We start from the raw sequence: 16,630 nt of genomic DNA, 5'->3' as shown, positions 1-16,630 counted from the left end.
ACCGCGGACATTTCCCGCGTGTTGGCTATCTTCGGCGCCCGGACGAGTGGTACCGGGCACACTGGGGGCGCCCGCGCGTGTTTTCGTGACGCACGGGCGCCGACCCAGTACTCAGAGTCTCCGCTGGACCGCTTCGGCGAAGAACCGGCCCCGCTCGGGGTAGTTGGTGAACATGTCCATGGAGGCGGCGGCGGGTGCGAGGAGCACCGTGTCGCCCTCCTCGGCCAACCCCGCGGCGGCGGCCACCACGGCGTCCATGACCGTGTGCCCCTCGGGGGCGTCCTCGGCCGGGCCCTCGACCTCCGCCACCGGGACGTGGGGCGCGTGCTCGGCCAGCGCCTCGCGCAGCCGGGCGCGGTCGGCGCCGATGAGCACCGCGCCGCGCAGCCGGTCGGCGGCCAGGGCGACGAGATCGTCGACCTCGGCGCCTTTGAGCAGTCCGCCCGCGATCCACACCACCGAGCGGTAGGCGCTGAGCGAGGCCGCCGCGGCGTGCGGGTTGGTGGCCTTGGAGTCGTTGACGTAGTCGACGCCGTCCACCGTGGCCACGTACGCGATGCGGTGCGGTTCGGGGACGAACGCGGTCAGCCCGGCCTTCACCGACTCCGGGGCCACACCGATCGAGCGGGCCAGCGCGGCGGCGGCCAAGGCGTTGGACACGTTGTGCGGCGCCGCGGGGCGCACGTCGGCCAGGAGGGCCAACTCCTCGGCGGTGCTGTGCGGCTCGGCGACGAACGCCCGGTCCACCAGCAGGTCCTCGACCACGCCCAGCTCCCCCGCCTTGGGGGTGTCCAGGCGCAGCCCCACCATCGGCGTGTGCGGGTCGCCGTCCTCCTCGGCCAGGCGCACCGACCAGGGGTCGGCGGTGTTGACCACGCGCACGGTGCCGCGCGCGAAGACCCGGCCCTTGGCGCGGGCGTAGGCGGTGAGCCCCCCGTGCCAGTCCAGGTGGTCGGGCGCGACGTTGAGCACGACGGCGGCGTGCGGCCGGACGCTGGCGGACCAGTGCAGCTGGAAGCTGGACAGCTCGACCGCCAGGACGTCGTGGACGTGGCCGTCGGCGTCGGGCAGGACGGCGTCGATGATCGGGGTGCCGACGTTGCCCACGGCCAGCGCGTCGCGGCCGTCGGCGCGCAGCATCGCCTCCAGCATCCGGACCGTCGTGGTCTTGCCGTTGGTGCCGGTGACGGCCAGCCAGACCTGGTCCGCGGGCTTGAGCCGCCAGGCCAGCTCCACGTCGCCGATGACCTCGGTCCCCGCCTCGGCGGCGCGGAGCAGCAGCGGGGAGTCGGGACGCCACCCGGGTGAGGTGACGACCAGGTCGCACCCCTGGGGCAGCGGGGTGTCCCCCAGGACGACCTCGGCTCCGGCGGCGGTCAGTTCGGCCGCCACCGGGCGGACGGTGTCGTCGTCGCGGCCGTCGACGACGACCACGCGGGCGCCGCGCGCCAGGAGCGCCCGGGCCACGGGGGGACCGGAGACGCCCAGCCCGGCGACGCAGACCGTGCGGTCGGCGAAGGCGGACGCGGTGTCGGGGTTCTCGTGGTTCGGCATGCCTCTACCTTGGCATCCATTCCAGGTAGAACAGTCCGATGGCGATCGCCACGAACAGGCCCTGGATGATCCAGAAGCGGATCACGATGGTCGTCTCGGCCCAGCCCTTGAGCTCGAAGTGGTGCTGGAGCGGCGCCATGCGGAAGACGCGTTTGCCGGTCAGGCGGAACGAGCTGATCTGGATCATCACGGACAGGGTGATGATGACGAACAGACCGCCGATGAGCAGCAGCAGGAGCTGGGTGCGGGTGGCGATGGCCAGTCCGACGACGAGCCCGCCCAACGCCAGGGAGCCGGTGTCGCCCATGAAGATCTTCGCGGGCGGGGCGTTGAACCACAGGAAGGCGATGCACGAGCCGAGGACGGCCGAGGCGACCACGGCCAGGTCCAGGGGGTCGCGGACCGTGTAGCAGTTGGTGGCCAGGTAGGACACGCAGGACTGGCGCAGCTGCCAGTTGCCGATGAAGACGTAGGCGACCAGCGACAGGATCGTCGCTCCGGTGGCCAGGCCGTCGAGGCCGTCGGTGAGGTTGACCGCGTTGGAGAAGCCGACGATGAGGAAGAGCGCCCACAGGATGAACAGCGGGAGCATCAGCGTGGGGCCGAAGTCACGCAGGAAGGACAGGCTGGGGGAGGCCGGCGTGTACCCGTAGCCGTTGGGGAACTGGGTGACCCCGTAGGCGAAGCCGACGCCGACGACGGCCTGGCCGACCATCTTGGCCCCGCTGCGCAGGCCCAGGCTGCGGCGCTTGTAGATCTTGATGAAGTCGTCGAGGAAGCCGACGCAGCCCATGCCGACGAAGAGGAACATCACCAGCAGGCCGGAGGCGGTGGGGCCGCTGGAGCCCGGTTGGACCAGCCACAGCACCAGGTGTGAACCGAAGTAGCCCACGACCGCGCCGAGGATGATGACGATGCCGCCCATCGTGGGCGTGCCCTGCTTGGTCTTGTGGCCCTCGGGGCCGTCGTCGCGGACCTCCTGGCCGAACTTGAACCGGTACAGGAGCTTGATCAGCGGCGGCATCAGCGCCATGGAGACGATGAGCGAGATCGCCGCCGCGAGGGAGATGCCGATCACTGGACATCACCCTCGGTGATGAGGTCGATAACCCTTTCGAGCGCTGCCACCCGCGATCCCTTCACAATGACGACGTCTCCTGTGCGCATCCGCTCGCGCACCGCCGAGGCCGCCGCCCCGGCGTCCGGCACCCGGACGGTCTCGCCGCGCCACCGCCCCTCTCTGGCGGCGCGTTCGGCGCCGACGGCGATCCCCTCGGCCTGCTCTCCGACCACGATCAGGTGGGACACGCCGATCCGGGCGGCGAACTCGCCCACCCGCTCGTGCTCGGCGTACCCGTCCTCGCCCAGTTCGGCCATGTGGGCGAGGACGGCGATGGAGCGACGACCGCGCGCGAGGGAGTCCAGGGTGCTCAGGGCCGCGTGCATGGACTCGGGGTTGGCGTTGTAGGCGTCGTTGACGAGCGTGACGCCGTCGTGGTCGGTGATCTCCATGCGCCACCGGCTCATCGGGGTCGCCGCGCCCAGGGCGTCGGCGATCGCCGCGATGTCCATGCCGAGTTCGTCGGCGACCGCCGCGGTCGCCAGCGCGTTGTGCACCTGGTGGGCGCCCACCAGCGCCAACCGCACCCGCACGGAGTCGCCGTCCAGGTGGAGCGTGAAGGACGGGGCCCCGGTCGGCTCCAGGACCACGTCGGTGGCGCGCACGTCGGCGTCCTCGGCGAGTCCGTAGGTGACCACGCGCGCCGCGGTGCGTTCGGCCATCGCGCTCACCCGCGGGTCGTCCGCGTTGAGGACGGCCACGCCGCCTCGGCCGCGCCGCTGTCCGCCGGGCGGCAGCGCCTCGACGAGTTCGCCCTTGGCCCGGGCGATCGCGTCGCGGTCGCCGAACTCGCCCATGTGCGCGCTGCCGACGTTGAGCACGACGCCGATGCGCGGCGGTGCGACACGGCACAGGTGCGCGATGTGCCCGATCCCGCGCGCCCCGGCCTCCAGGACGAGGTGGCGCGTGTCCGTGCCGGCCCGCAGCACCGTGAGCGGGTGGCCGATCTCGTTGTTGAACGAACCGGCGGTGGCCACCGTGGTCCCGTGCCGGGCGACCACCTGGGCCATGAGGTCCTTGGTCGTGGTCTTACCGGAGGATCCGGTGATTCCGATGATGTCGGTGGTGTCCGCTCCCCGACGGGGATCGCCGAGTTCCCCGGCCACGTGGGCGGCCAGTCGCGTCAACGCCGCCACGACGCCGTCGTCGCCGCCGTCCACCAGCAGGTGGGGCGCGTCGACGGGGCGGGAGGCCAGGACGGCCACCGCCCCCGCCTCGACGGCCGCTGTCGCGAAATCGTGCCCGTCCACGCGTTCGCCGGTCAGGGCGACGAAGAGCGCTCCCGGCGCGGCCTGGCGCGAGTCGATGACGACCGGGCCGTCCACGACGGTCTCGGGGCCCGCTGGTCCACCGATGGTGGTCTGGGTGATCTCAGCGATCCGATCGAGCGTGAGCGCGATCAAATCCACTCCTCATGTCAGGCCCGGCTCACGGCGCCGCAGGGGCGCTTGGCCACCCGGCCGGAGTTCAGGTCAGGGGATGGCACCGCGGATGCCGTGCGCGCGACGGCGCGCGGGCCTCACCACGGGGTCGGCACACGCCGTCGCCGTGGGAGCCACCATGGGCGGCACGCTTCCGGGCTGCGATTGCCGGACCTACCTTAGAACATGTTGGGGTGTCTGAGGTCCTGTCAGGGGCCCGTGTAGAACAATATGCGCCACTTCGTGACCGTACCGCCGCGCCAGACCGTGTTCCCGTGCGGCGCGCCTCCGGGGGACGCCCGGGGGCGGCGGCGCAACCCCGCCCCGGGGCGTCCGTTCGGTCACGTTCCGGCGTGTGGCGCCGCCGAGCCGTCGTCAGCCCTCGTCAGGGGCTCTGTGGATGTCCTGGAGAGCGACCCCCAGACGTTCGCGGGCGCTGACGCTGAGCCGCTCCTCCACCGCGGCGCGCAGGACCTCGCGGTCGTCGAAGGGCAGGACCTCGCCCTTGACGTACTGGCCGGTCTCGTGGCCCTTGCCCGCGACGACGATCACGTCCCCGGTGTCCGCCCCGGCCACGGCCAGGCCGATGGCCTCGGCCCGGTCGAGTTCGACGGTGACGCGCGCCCGGACCTCCTCGGGCACCTTGGCCACGCCCTCCAGCATCGCGGTGGCGATGGTGACGGGGTCCTCGGTGCGCGGGTTGTCGTTGGTGATGATCAGGTGGTCGGCCAGGCGCGCGGCGGCCTCGCCCATGAGCGGGCGTTTGGCGCGGTCGCGGTCGCCCCCGCAGCCGACGACCATGGTCAGCCGCCCCCGGGTGGTGGTGCGCAGGGCGGTCAGGACCGCCTCGATGGCGCCCGGTTTGTGCGAGTAGTCGACGATCGCGGTGAAGTCCTGGACCACGCCCGGCACGTCGTCGACGACGACGGGCTCCATGCGTCCGGGCACTCCGGGCGCGGCGGCCACCCCGGCGATCGCGGTCTCCAGCGGGAGCCCGGCCTCGACCAGGCCGACGATCGCGGCCATGGCGTTGGACACGTTGAACGGGCCGGGCAGGGAGACGGAGGCGTCGGCCTCCATACCGCCGGGGCCGACGATGCGGAAGGTGCTGCCGGTGGCGCCCAGGCGCACGTCCACGGCCCGCCAGTCGGCCACCGTGGCGCCCGCTTCGGGGGCCGCGTCGGAGAAGCCGTCCACGGCGAAGGTGGTGACGGGCACGGCCCCCTCCCCGCGCACCATGTCCACGAGCGCGCGGCCGAAGCGGTCGTCGGTGTTGACGACGGCGATGTCGCAGTACTCGGGGGTGAACAGGCGCGCCTTGGTCTCGAAGTAGTCGCGCAGGTCGGCGTGGAAGTCCAGGTGGTCCTGGGAGAGGTTGGTGAAGATGGCGACGTCGTAGTGGGTGCCGCCGACCCGGCCCAGGGCGAGGGCGTGGCTGGAGACCTCCATGGCGGCGGCGGTGACGCCGCGCTCGCGCATGACCGCGAACAGGCCGTGCAGGTCGGTGGCCTCGGGGGTGGTGAGGGAGGAGGCGACGCGCTCGTCGCCGACCCGCATCTCGACGGTGCCGACGAGACCGGTGCTCATCCCGGCCCGGCGCAGGCCCGACTCGACCAGGTAGGTGATGGTGGTCTTGCCGCTGGTACCCGTGGTCCCGACCAGGAGGAGGTCCCGGGCCGGGTCGTCGAAGACCCATCCGGCCGCGGTGCCGAGCGCGGCCCGCGCGTCCGGGACGACGAGCACCGGCAGCCCGGTGGCCGCCGCCCGCTCGGCTCCGGCGGCATCGGTGAGGATCGCGGCGGCTCCCGCCTCGGCGACCTGCGCGGAGAAGTCGGCGCCGTGTGCGCGCGTACCGGGCAGGGCGGCGTAGAGGTCGCCGGGGCGTACCTTGCGTGAGTCGTGGGTGATGCCGCGAACGTGCACCTCCTCGCCGGGCACCTCGGCGGTGTCGTCGGCGCCGTGGTCCGGGCGCAGCAGGGTGGTGTCCGGCCCGAGCAGCGTCGCGAGGGCGGACAGCGGACGGAGTTGGGTGTGTTCAGGTCGCATTACCGGTGGCACGAGTGGAGGTTAACGGCTGTGGACGACCGCTCGGTAATTTCCACGCTGCGCGCGACGTGGGTTTCCCTCGTGGGCGTTTCCCCCAGGTTACGCGGGGTGGGGTCGGGGGGGTGGGACGCGGACGCTCGGTACGGTGGAGCACACACCGGGAGGGGGCGCATGGTCCGGATCGTGTCGGGTGGGCGGCCGCTGGTCCTCGACGGGGGACTCGCGACCCGTCTGGAGTCCTACGGGCGGGACCTGGGCGGGGGCCTGTGGTCGGCGCGGCTGCTGGCGGAGGAGCCGGAGCTGGTGCGCCGGGTGCACACGGACTACTTCGAGGCGGGCGCGGACGTGGCGATCGCCGCGGGGTACCAGGCGACCGTGGCGGCGTTCGCGGCACGGGGGATCGACCGGACGCGGGCCCGGGAGTTGGTCGTGCGGTCCGTGGCGTTGGCGCGCGGGGCGCGGGACGCGTTCGGGGCGGGGCTGGTCGCGGCGGGGGTGGGTCCCTACGGCGCGGCGCGCGCGGACGGTTCGGAGTACACCGGGGACTACGACCTGGACGAGGACGGGCTCGTGGCGTGGCACCGCGAGCGGTGGGAGCTGCTCACCGACGCGGGGGCCGACCTGGTGGCGTGCGAGACGATCCCGTCGTCGGCCGAGGCCCGGGCCCTGGCCCGGCTGCTGGGCGAGACACCGGGGGTGCGCGCGTGGATGAGCTTCTCGTGCGCGGACGGGGAACGGATCAGCGACGGCACGCCGCTGGCGGAGGTCGCCGCCGAGCTCGCCCCCCGGCACGCCGAGGGGCGGCTGGTGGCGGTCGGTGTCAACTGCACCGCTCCCCGGTTCGTCCCGTCACTGGTCCGTGCCGTCGCCGCGGCCGGTCTGCCCGCGGTCGCCTACCCCAACTCCGGTGAGGTGTGGGACGCGCGCCGGCGCCGGTGGACCGGCACGAGCGACCCCGAGGGGTTCGGGGCCGCCGCCGTCACCTGGTGCGAGGCCGGTGCCGTGCTCGTGGGCGGGTGCTGCCGCACCGGCCCCGAGCACGTGCGGTCGATCCGCGCCAACGTGGACCGGCGGTTCGGGCGCCGTCGGGGTGCCTAGGGCAGGGCGGCGCCGGAGGCGTCCGTTGGGGTGGCGCGGGCCCGGGGCGAGCGCCGGCTACCCCTCGTCGCCGAAGAGGCGGATGGCGGGCGGCTCGGTGTTCGTGGGCGGGACGCGCATCGACCGCAGCGCGAAGGACATGATGTCGTTGAACACGGGCCCGGCCGCCTCGCCGCCGTAGTAGGACTCCTGCGGGTTGTGCAGGACCACCTGGACGACCAGTTCGGGTGCGTCGGCGGGGGCGAACCCCGCGAACGTCGCGGTGTAGGCGCCGCGCTCGTAGCGGCCGGTCTCGGGGTTGATCCGGTTGGCTGTACCGGTCTTGCCCGCCACACGGTAGCCGTCGATGCGGGCCTGGGGCGCGGTGCCCTCGTCGCTGGTGACCGCCTCCAGCATGAGTGCGAGCTGTTCGGCGGTCTCCTCGCTGATCACCCGGCGTCGTTCTCCCGGTTCGGACGGGGTGAACTCACCCTCGCTGTCCACGGTCCCGGCCACGACACGCGGCTCGGCCCGTACCCCGCCGTTGGCGATGGTCGCGTAGACCGACGCCATCTGCGCGGCGTTCACGGACAGACCGTGACCGATGGACACCGACGGCAGCTGGGTGCCCCACCAGTCCTCGGGGTCGGTGAGGATGCCCGCCTCCTCGCCGGGGAGCGCGAGACCGGTGGGTTGGCCGAGCCCGAACGTCTTCAGGTACGAGTGCAGCACGCCCGCGCCGACCTGGTCGGCGATCTTGATGGTGCCCACGTTGCTGGACTGGGCCATGATGCCGTTGACCGTGAGCCGCTGGGTACCGTGGTTGCTGGAGTTGCGGAAGGTCTGGTCGTAGTACTGGATGGCGTAGGGCACCGTGTAGACGGTGTCGGGGGTGGTGACCCCTTCCTCGAGGGCCGCGCCCATGGTGATGACCTTGTTGGTGCTGCCCGGCTCGAAGGTCTCGTGGACCGCCCCGTTGGCCCACTCCTCCGGTCCGCTGGAGGAGATGTCGTCCTGGGAGTAGGTCGGATAGTCGGCCATCGCGAGGATCTCCCCGCTCGGGCGCATGACGATGGCGCTGCCGCCCTCGGCCTCCAGCTCCTCGACCCGTTCGGCCAGGACCCGGGCGGTGTACCACTGCAGGTCGCGGTCGAGCGTGAGGCGCACGTCCTGACCCGGGACGGGCTCACGGACCAGGCCGCCCGCCATGGGGATCTGCGTGCCGTCGCTGCCCACCTCGACCTGGCGTTTGCCCTGCTCGCCCGCGAGGGTGGAGTCGAGGTAGCCTTCCAGGCCCTCCAGGCCGTAGCCCTCGGCGCCCACGAAGCCCACCAGGTCGGCCGCGCCGGTCCCCTCGGGGTAGACGCGCCGGTAGTCGACCTCGGCGCCCACACCGGACAGGCCCAGCTCCCTCAGGTCCGCCCAGTCGCGGGGCAGGATGTCGGTGGCCACGACCTGGTACCGGCTGGGGCGGGCGTCCACGCGCGCGGCGACCTCGTCCTCCTCCAGGTCGAAGCGGGTGACGAGCTCCTCGATGAGCCGGTCGCGCTCGTCCTCCTCGACCTCCTCGGGGTCGACGAAGACCTTGCGCACCTCCACCGACAGCGCGAACGGGCTGCCGTTGACGTCGGTGATCTGGCCGCGCAGCGTGGGGATGTCGATGGTCTGCAGGCGCAGGTTGGAGGCCGCCTCCGCGTAGGTCTCGGCGTCCAGACCCTGGATCTGGGTCAGCCGTCCGGCGAAGAGCAGCAGCACCACGACGATCAGCACACCGCCGAACTTGATGCGTTTGTGCGGGTCGCCCCGGTGGAAGGTGCGGCGGAGCAGCGGCGGAGGCGGCGGCGCGGCGCGGCCGCGTGCGCGCCCCCGGCCGGAGCCACGGGTCGGACCGGCCGAGGAGCGCGTGCTGGCGGCGGGACGACCGCCGCCCGCGGGGCGGCTCGACGGCCTACGGGGGCGCTTGTCGGGCCGCGACCCCGAACGCTTGGTCGTCCCGGGCCGTTTCGGGTCGCGGGGACGTCGGTCCCGCGGGGAGCTCACTCGTCGCCTCCGGTGCCGCCGAGGACCTCGCCGCGGTCCCGGTCGAGGAAGCGCGGCCCCTCCTCGGGCTGTTCCATGCCCAGTTCCTCGGCCTCGTCCGCGATCCGCTGGGAGCTCTCCAGGTGCGCGATCCGGTCGCGCCACTGCTGTTGGGCGTAGGAGAGTTCGCGGTTCTCGGCTTGGAGGCGGGTGATGGTGAAGGCCTCCTGCGCGATGACGCTGCGCAGCACGAGGAGGCTGACCAGTGCGCCGCCGAGCAGGCAGAGGATGAGCAGGACGAACGGGATGCGCGGGGCGCGGCCCTGTCCGGCCCCGTCCCGGGCGGTCCCCGCCTTGGCCGCCGCCCGTGCGCGCGCGCCGGGACGAGCCGGCCGCGTGCGCCCGGCGCCCTCGCCGCGGTCGGGTGCGCGGCGTGTGTCCGTACTCGAACTCATCTGCTCTCCTACCGCTCTACCGCGATGCCCGGCGTACGCGTTCGGCCGCCCGGAGGCGGGCGGACTGCGCACGTGGGTTGCCTTCGATCTCTGCGTCCGTGGGGAGTTCCGCGCCCCGGGTGAGCAGCCGCAGCTCCGGCTGCCGGTCGGGGAGCGGGACGGGGAGGTCGGCGGGGGTGGTGTCGGTGGCGAGGTCGGTCAGGGCCCGTTTGGTCATCCTGTCCTCCAGGGAGTGGTAGGACAGCACCGCGATCCGCCCGCCGACAGCCAGGCGGGAGATCGCGGCGGGCAGGGCGCGGTCGAGGATGGACAGTTCGGCGTTGACCTCGATGCGCAGGCCCTGGAAGGTGCGCTTGGCTGGGTGCCCTCCGGTGCGGCGGGTGGCGGCGGGGATGGCGTCGCGGACGAGTTCGGCCAGTTCGCGGGTGGAGACGATGGGGGCTTTGGCGCGTCGGCGTTCGATCGCGCGGGCGACGCGGGAGGCGAAGCGCTCCTCGCCGTAGGTGCGCAGGATCCGGGTGAGCTCGGCGACGGGGTAGGTGTTGACCACGTCCGCCGCCGTGAGCTCCTGGGTCAGATCCATGCGCATGTCCAGGGGGGCGTCGTGCGCGTAGGCGAAGCCGCGTTCGGTCTCGTCGAGCTGGGGCGAGGACACGCCCAGGTCGAGCAGGACGGCGTCGGCCTCGGGGGCGCTCGCCTCGTCCAGGGCGCGCGGGATGTCGGAGTAGACCGCGTGCACGAAGTGGGTGCGGTCGGCGTAGGGGGCCAGCCGCTTCGCGCTGCGTTCCAGCGCGGTGGTGTCCCGGTCCACCCCGACCAGGCGCGCGGTGGGGCACGCCTTCAGCAGGGCCTCGGCGTGACCGCCCAGGCCGAGGGTGCCGTCGACGAGCACTGCGCCGGGGCGGCTGAGCGCGGGCGCGAGCAGTTCCACGATCCGGTCGAGCATGACGGGTACGTGCAGAGGGTTCTCCCCCCGCCCTCCGCCACCCTCCGCGGACGCCTCCGGCGCAGACCTCTCCTCCTCCGACCGCGCGGCGGCGGTCCTGTCCGCGACGCCGTCCGGGTCCGCTCCCCCGTGCCGCCGGTCGTCCCCCATGCCGTGCCGTTCCTCCACGCTGTCGCCCTCTCCCCCTGAGTGTCCGCGCGGACGCACGGGTGTGTGCGTCACGCGGTGTCCTTGGCGTGGCCCGACCGGGGTCCGGCCGGACCTCGTCCGGACACGGCCGCCATTGTCCACCTTTCGGCGGGCTCGCGTTGACGACCTGGCGCCGGGGAAGTCGCGCCAGCTCGTCCGTGCCGTGTCCGCGGGTCCGGCCGGACCCGGTTTGCGAGGGTGTGGACTGTCGTGCTGGTCGCACCGGCGGGGCACCGGTGTCACAGCACCCCGGGCAGCACCTCCTCCGACAGTCGCGCGAAGGCCTGCTCCTGCTCGGCCTCGTAGTCCGACCAGGCCTGGGCCGCCCAGATCTCCAACCGCGTGTTGGCGCCGATGACGACGCACTCGCGGTCCAGGCCCGCGTAGTCGCGCAGTTTCGGCGGGATGGTGATCCGGCCCTGCTTGTCGCAGGACTCGTCGGAGGCGCTGGCGAAGAGGACCCGACCGTAGTCGCGAACCGCCTTGGCGGTGACCGGAGCGGAGCTGAGCGCCTCGGTGACGCGCCGGAACTCCTCTATCGGGAAGACGTAGAGGCAGTGCTCCTGACCCTTGGTGATCACCAACCCCCCCGACAGTTCGTCGCGGTACTTCGCCGGAAGGAACAGCCGCCCCTTCTGGTCGAGGCGGGGGGTGTGTGTGCCGAGGAACACGGCGCCACCTCCCTCACCCCGTCGTGGGAACCTCGTTTTCCCCACATTCCCCCACCTTACTCCACTCTCCTCCACCGTCAACAGCGTCAACCCGTGTCCCTACGCCGTTTCGCGCTCGAAGGCGCAGGTCACAGACGTGCGCCTGGGGTGGGGCGCCGAGACCGCCGCCGCGCGGTTCGGGCACGGCCGCCGTCGACCAGGGCCGACGGCGGCCGATTCCAGCACTTTGGTTTGCAATCGCTCCGATTGGGCCTAGCCTCGGAGCGACACCGACACACGGAGCCAGGACAAGCGGGAGGGGTCTCGTGTCACTCGGCACACACCACGGCGGCCAGGGAGGCGGCGTCCGGACGGACGTCGGCGAGATCGTCGCCGTCGCCGACCGCGTCCGCGGCGCGATCGAGACCGTCATCGAGGGCAAGCCGGAGGTCCTGCGCATCGCGCTGACGGTTCTGCTCGCCGAGGGCCACCTCCTCGTCGAGGACGTGCCCGGTGTCGGCAAGACGATGCTCGCCAAGGCCCTCGGGCGGGCGGTCGACTGCTCGGTGCAGCGCATCCAGTTCACCCCGGACCTGCTGCCCAGCGACATCACCGGCGTGAACGTCTACCACCAGGACCGGCGCGAGTTCGAGTTCAACCCCGGACCGGTGTTCGCCAACATCGTCCTGGGCGACGAGATCAACCGCGCCTCTCCCAAGACCCAGGCCGCCCTCCTGGAGTGCATGGAGGAGCGCCAGGTCAGCACCGACGGACAGTCCCGCACGCTGGAGCGCCCCTTCATGGTGGTGGCCACGCAGAACCCCTCGGACATGGAGGGCACCTACACCCTTCCCGAGGCGCAGCGGGACCGGTTCATGGCCCGTGTCTCCGTCGGCTACCCCGCACCCCAGGCCGAACTGGACATGATCGACGCCCACAGCGCCCACTCCCCCCTGGACGGGCTGGCGCCGGTCACCGACGCGGCGCACGTGCGCGACCTCGCCGACCGGGTGCGTTCGGTGCACGTCGCGCCCGGGATGCGCCGCTACGTGGTCGACCTGGTCAACTCCACGCGCACCAGCCCCGAACTGCGGTTGGGCGCCTCCCCCCGCGCGACACTGCACCTGGTGCGCGCCGCCCGCGCCTACGCCGCCCTGGACGGTCGGCACTACGTCGTCCCCGACGACATCCAGGCGCTGGCCGTGCCGGTCCTGGCCCACCGGCTGCTGCCCAGCCCCGAGGCCGGGATGGAGCGCCTGTCCGCCGAACAGATCGTCGCCAAGCTGGTCTCCCGTCTCCCCGTCCCCGGCCCGCAGTGACCGGACAGCCGACACCCCCCGTCCCGTCCTGGACGCGGCGGACCCTCACCGTGCGCGGCGGCTCCATGCTCTTCTTCGGCGTCCTCGCCCTCGTCGTCGGCCTCGTCGTGGGCCAGCGCGAGATCGTGGGCCTGGGCGTACTGCTGGTCGCCGTTCCGTCGGTCGCCTCGCTCAGCCTGATCGGGGCGGCGTCGCGGATCGCGCACAGTCGGGCCCTCGTCCCGAGCCGGGTCCCGGCCGGGCACGACGCGCGCGTGCTGGTACGGATCGGCAACGCCTCCTCCGTCTGGCCCGTCACCTCGGTGTTCGTCGAGGACGGCCTCCCCGTCCCCCTGGGCGCCCACCCGCGCTTCACCGTCGGGTACCTGGGAGCGCGCGCGGTCCGTGACGTGTCCTACCTCGTGCGCCCCGCCGTACGCGGCAGCTACGCCGTGGGGCCGCTGATCGTGGGGATAACCGACCCGCTCGGATGCGCGCGCGTCACCCGTCTGGTCGGGGCCCCCTCGCACCTGCTGGTCACGCCGCCGACCGTGCCGCTGTCCCCGCTGGGGGCGGTCGACGGATCGCAGGGCGAGGAGTCGCCCCGCCGGTCGGTGGCCGGTGCCGGCGAGCAGGACCCGGTTCCCCGCGAGTACCAGTACGGCGACGAACTGCGCCGGGTGCACTGGCGGTCCACCGCCAAACACGGCGAGCTCATGGTGCGCCGCGACGAGCAGCACTGGCGCGAGCACAGCGCGGTCCTGCTGGACACCCGACTGCGGGCCCACCTGGGCGAGGGCCCGGCCGGTTCGCTGGAGACGGCCGTGTCCGTCGCCGCGTCCGTCGCGGTGTACCTGACCGACAACGGCCACGAACTGCGGCTGTACACCGAACGCGGCCGTGTGCCCACCGCCTCCTCCGCCGGGGTTCTGGACGGCCTGGCCGTGGCCGCGCCCTCCGACGCCCCGGGGCTGCTCGGCGGCGTCGACATGCTCGGCGCCCAGCGGGGCCGGTCCGCCAGTCTGGTGGTGGCGGTCCTGGGCGCGACGAGCCCCGAGGAGGTCGCGGCGCTGTCGGACATCCGCGGCGGCACGCGCCTGGCCGTGCTGTGCGCCCGGGCCGCCTGGCCCTCCGCCGACGCCCTGGACGGGGCCGGTAAGGTCCTGGCGTCCGCGGGGTGGCGGGTCATGACCGTCTCCACACCCGGCGAGCTGCCGCCCCTGTGGCGGGGGGCCGGTGCCGCCGCCCCGGTGGCCGGGCCGACCACCCCTCTGGAGGGTCTGCGTTGAGAGCGCTGCGTCCCCTGATGCCGACGGCCACACTGGTCAGCCTGGTGGCGGCGGTGCCCCTGCTCGGCACGATCGTGACGGGCCCCGGCTGGTGGTTCCCGGCCGTGCTGATGATGGTGGGCGTGGCGGCGGCCTCGGCGCTCTACCGGTTGACCGGGTGGAGCGCCACGGCGGTGCCCTTCCTCCAGATCTTCGTCATGGCGGTGCTGCTCACCCCGCTGTTCGCGGCGCACACCGCCGTCCTGGGGCTGATCCCCACCTCCGGTACCTTCCCCGAGCTGGTGCGCCTGCTGGAGCGGGGCATCGACGCCGTCAACACCGGCACCCCTCCGGTCACCGGGACCGCGGGGGTCGCGCTGATCATCGCGGTGGCCTTCGCCGTGATCGCGATGGCCGCGGACTTCCTGGCCGTGACCGCGCGCTGCCCGGGGATGGTCGGGGGCCTGCTGATCGCGCTGCTGATGGTCCCCCTGGTGGTGGACGACGGCGGGGTGGCGCCGGGGGCGGCGCTCAGCGCCGCGGTCGGGTTCCTCGTCCTGCTGTCCGTGGACATGTGGCTGCGCGGCCGTGAGTGGGGACTGCCCGTTCCCGACGGGCGCGACCCCTCGGTCCGGTTCCTGGTCGGCCTGCGGCGCGCGGCCGTCGCCGCCGTGTCCGTCACGGCGGCCGTACTGTTGACGCTGACGGTCCCGCTGGCGGTTCCGTCACTGCGCAGTGACGTCATCCACCAGGCCGCGGACGGCACCTACATCGGCAACGGGCCGGGCGTCATCACCACCACGCACCCGCTGGTCTCGCTCCGCAGCAACCTGGCCTCCGGCTCCGACCGGACGGTGCTCACCTACACCACCGACGCCGAGGAGCCCGACTACCTGCGCATGTACGTGCTGGACGAGTTCGACGGCGTGAACTGGGCGATGTCGCCGGTCGACGCGGACGACGACTCCCGGATCGAGGACGACCTGCCGCTGTCGGCGGGCTGGTCCGGCGAGCCCGACGGCCCCACCGCGACCACGCGGATCTCCATGGACTCCGACGCGCCCAGCCTGGACTTCCTGCCGATGCCGTACTGGCCGCGCTCGGTGGACGTGGCCGGTGAGTGGTACGCCGACCCCGGCAGTCTCATGGTGTTCACGACCGACAGTCCGCGTACCGGCCTCAGCTTCACCGTCGAGTCGACGTCGGTCACCCCGTCGGCGGACGAGCTGGCGGCGGCGGGGCAGGCGTGGTCGGCGCCGGGTTCCCTCCTCGCGCTGCCCGACGACGTGGACCCGCGCGTGGCGGAGCTGACCGAGACGCTGACCGAGGACGCGGACTCGCCCTACGAACGGGCCGTCGCCCTCCAGGAGCACTTCACCGGAGGCGGGTTCGACTACGACCTGACGCCGCCCGCGGTCCCCGAGGGAGCCGACCCGCTGGTCCACTTCCTGCTGGAGGACCGGGTGGGGTACTGCGAGCAGTTCGCCGGCGCCATGGCGGTCATGGCGCGCCAGGCCGACATCCCCTCCCGCGTGGCGACCGGCTACACGGCGGGCCAGCGGATGGGCGACGGCCGGTGGGCCGTGACGACGGGTAACGCGCACGCCTGGCCGGAACTGTACTTCGAGGGCGTGGGCTGGGTGCGGTTCGAGCCGACCCCCGCCTCCGCCGACGGTCAGGGAACGGCCACGGTGCCCGACTACACCGACGGTACGGGCGGCGACGCCACGGACGGCACCGGCCGGGACGAGGAGCCGGAGCGGCCGGAGACCGAGCCCGGCCCGGACGACGAGCCCGAGAGCGACGAACCGACCGACGCACCCGAGGCGAGCGCCACCCCCGGGGGCGAGGGGACGGACGAGTCCGCCGCGGGCCCGGCGTCGGGCTCGGGCGGCTGGACCGTTCCGGTGTGGCTGCCGGTCGCGGCCGCGGTCCTGGGCGGGCTGGCTCTGGTCGCCCTGCCCGCCCTCGTCCGGACGGCGGTGCGCGGATCGCGCACGGCCGCCCTCACAGGGGGCTCACCCGCCGCCGCGGCGCACGCCGCGTGGCGGGAGCTCCGGGACACCTGCGTGGACCTGGGTGTGACGTGGGATCTGACGGAGAGCCCGAGGGCGACGGCCGCGCGTCTGGCGGCACGGGGACCGCTGCCGGAGGAGGCCCGTGCTGCGCTGTGGCGGCTGGCCCTGGGCGAGGAGTCCGCGCGGTACGCCCCCGAACCGGCCGTCGTGCGGGAACCGCGGGAGGACCTGCGCGCGGCCCGTGCCGGACTGGTCGCGGCCAGCGGCCGAGGGGACAGGTTCAGAGCGGTGCTGCTGCCGCGTTCACTGGCGCCGTGGCGTCGGCCGCGGCCGGACCTGGGGCCCGCGCCGACGGCCGCCTGAGGAACGGTGGGAAGACCCCCGGGAGCGCCCCGGGGGGTCTTCGCCGTCCGCGCGGTCGTACGCCCCGATGGAGGGTGGGCCGGTGCCGGGGCGCCAACGGTGTCCGAGAACGCCGGAAGCGGCGGGATCCACATCGAAGGTGGACCCCGCCGCTTCCGTGCTCGTCGTGCCGTTCCCGATCGCACCGGCGCGTCGCTCCGAGAGGC

General features: G+C 73.4%; 12 protein-coding genes. 4 read left to right on the top strand and 8 right to left on the bottom strand.

The window, feature by feature from the left end:
• Positions 1 to 111: 111 nt before the first annotated feature.
• The 4 genes from murD to DVR05_RS07885 form a co-directional block, all read right to left on the bottom strand.
• Positions 112 to 1,554: a UDP-N-acetylmuramoyl-L-alanine--D-glutamate ligase gene (gene murD / locus DVR05_RS07900; protein WP_116245158.1), complete on the bottom strand. Its 1,443-nt coding sequence runs from the start codon at positions 1,552 to 1,554 to the stop codon at positions 112 to 114.
• Positions 1,555 to 1,558: 4 nt separating this feature from the next.
• Positions 1,559 to 2,632 carry a phospho-N-acetylmuramoyl-pentapeptide-transferase gene (gene mraY / locus DVR05_RS07895; protein WP_116245157.1) on the bottom strand — a complete coding sequence of 358 codons (1,074 nt, stop codon included), beginning with the start codon at positions 2,630 to 2,632 and terminating at the stop codon, positions 1,559 to 1,561.
• Complete coding sequence (gene murF / locus DVR05_RS07890) at positions 2,629 to 4,077, bottom strand: UDP-N-acetylmuramoyl-tripeptide--D-alanyl-D-alanine ligase (RefSeq protein ID WP_116245156.1); 1,449 nt, start codon at positions 4,075 to 4,077, stop codon at positions 2,629 to 2,631. The genes mraY and murF overlap by 4 nt, the downstream gene beginning before the upstream one ends.
• 393 nt (positions 4,078 to 4,470) lie before the next feature.
• Positions 4,471 to 6,141, bottom strand: a complete 1,671-nt coding sequence (locus tag DVR05_RS07885) for a UDP-N-acetylmuramoyl-L-alanyl-D-glutamate--2,6-diaminopimelate ligase (RefSeq protein WP_116245155.1) — start codon at positions 6,139 to 6,141, stop codon at positions 4,471 to 4,473.
• Between the two features lie 171 nt (positions 6,142 to 6,312).
• Between DVR05_RS07885 and mmuM the strand changes: the two genes are divergently transcribed.
• Positions 6,313 to 7,239: a homocysteine S-methyltransferase gene (gene mmuM, locus DVR05_RS07880; protein WP_116245154.1), complete on the top strand. Its 927-nt coding sequence runs from the start codon at positions 6,313 to 6,315 to the stop codon at positions 7,237 to 7,239.
• Positions 7,240 to 7,296: 57 nt separating this feature from the next.
• Here mmuM and DVR05_RS07875 read toward each other — a convergent pair whose 3' ends face one another.
• The 4 genes from DVR05_RS07875 to mraZ form a co-directional block, all read right to left on the bottom strand.
• On the bottom strand, positions 7,297 to 9,258 hold the full coding sequence (locus DVR05_RS07875; protein WP_116245153.1) for a penicillin-binding protein 2: 1,962 nt from the start codon (positions 9,256 to 9,258) through the stop codon (positions 7,297 to 7,299).
• The gene (locus DVR05_RS07870) at positions 9,255 to 9,692 is read right to left on the bottom strand and encodes a hypothetical protein (protein WP_116245152.1); all 438 of its coding nucleotides are present in this window, start codon (positions 9,690 to 9,692) and stop codon (positions 9,255 to 9,257) included. The genes DVR05_RS07875 and DVR05_RS07870 overlap by 4 nt, the downstream gene beginning before the upstream one ends.
• A 16-nt stretch (positions 9,693 to 9,708) precedes the next feature.
• Positions 9,709 to 10,860, bottom strand: a complete 1,152-nt coding sequence (rsmH, locus tag DVR05_RS07865; protein ID WP_369974507.1) for a 16S rRNA (cytosine(1402)-N(4))-methyltransferase RsmH — start codon at positions 10,858 to 10,860, stop codon at positions 9,709 to 9,711.
• A 206-nt stretch (positions 10,861 to 11,066) separates the two neighbouring features.
• Positions 11,067 to 11,498, bottom strand: coding sequence for a division/cell wall cluster transcriptional repressor MraZ (mraZ, locus tag DVR05_RS07860; protein ID WP_116245150.1), 432 nt, complete (start codon positions 11,496 to 11,498; stop codon positions 11,067 to 11,069).
• A 305-nt stretch (positions 11,499 to 11,803) separates the two neighbouring features.
• Here mraZ and DVR05_RS07855 point away from each other — a divergent pair, with 305 nt between their 5' ends.
• The 3 genes from DVR05_RS07855 to DVR05_RS07845 all read left to right on the top strand — a co-directional run bounded on the left by DVR05_RS07855 (position 11,804) and on the right by DVR05_RS07845 (position 16,424).
• Complete coding sequence (locus DVR05_RS07855; RefSeq protein WP_116245149.1) at positions 11,804 to 12,796, top strand: MoxR family ATPase; 993 nt, start codon at positions 11,804 to 11,806, stop codon at positions 12,794 to 12,796.
• Between the two features lie 65 nt (positions 12,797 to 12,861).
• Complete coding sequence (locus DVR05_RS07850; protein WP_198659098.1) at positions 12,862 to 14,064, top strand: DUF58 domain-containing protein; 1,203 nt, start codon at positions 12,862 to 12,864, stop codon at positions 14,062 to 14,064.
• Positions 14,065 to 14,081: 17 nt separating this feature from the next.
• The gene (locus tag DVR05_RS07845; protein ID WP_116245147.1) at positions 14,082 to 16,424 is read left to right on the top strand and encodes a DUF3488 and transglutaminase-like domain-containing protein; all 2,343 of its coding nucleotides are present in this window, start codon (positions 14,082 to 14,084) and stop codon (positions 16,422 to 16,424) included.
• Positions 16,425 to 16,630 lie beyond the last annotated feature (206 nt).

This window comes from Nocardiopsis sp. FIRDI 009 (genome assembly GCF_003386285.1).
GTDB lineage: Bacteria > Actinomycetota > Actinomycetes > Streptosporangiales > Streptosporangiaceae > Nocardiopsis.
This window is presented reverse-complemented; position numbering and strand designations above follow the sequence as displayed.

Excerpts from the sequence above, each read along its gene's own strand:
- murD (WP_116245158.1), bottom strand. The coding sequence starts at position 1,554 with ATGCCGAACCACGAGAACCCCGACACCGCGTCCGCCTTCGCCGACCGC.
- DVR05_RS07885 (WP_116245155.1), bottom strand. The coding sequence starts at position 6,141 with ATGCGACCTGAACACACCCAACTCCGTCCGCTGTCCGCCCTCGCGACG.
- mmuM (WP_116245154.1), top strand. The coding sequence starts at position 6,313 with ATGGTCCGGATCGTGTCGGGTGGGCGGCCGCTGGTCCTCGACGGGGGA.
- DVR05_RS07870 (WP_116245152.1), bottom strand. The coding sequence starts at position 9,692 with ATGAGTTCGAGTACGGACACACGCCGCGCACCCGACCGCGGCGAGGGC.
- DVR05_RS07850 (WP_198659098.1), top strand. The coding sequence starts at position 12,862 with ATGCTCTTCTTCGGCGTCCTCGCCCTCGTCGTCGGCCTCGTCGTGGGC.
- DVR05_RS07845 (WP_116245147.1), top strand. The coding sequence starts at position 14,082 with ATGCCGACGGCCACACTGGTCAGCCTGGTGGCGGCGGTGCCCCTGCTC.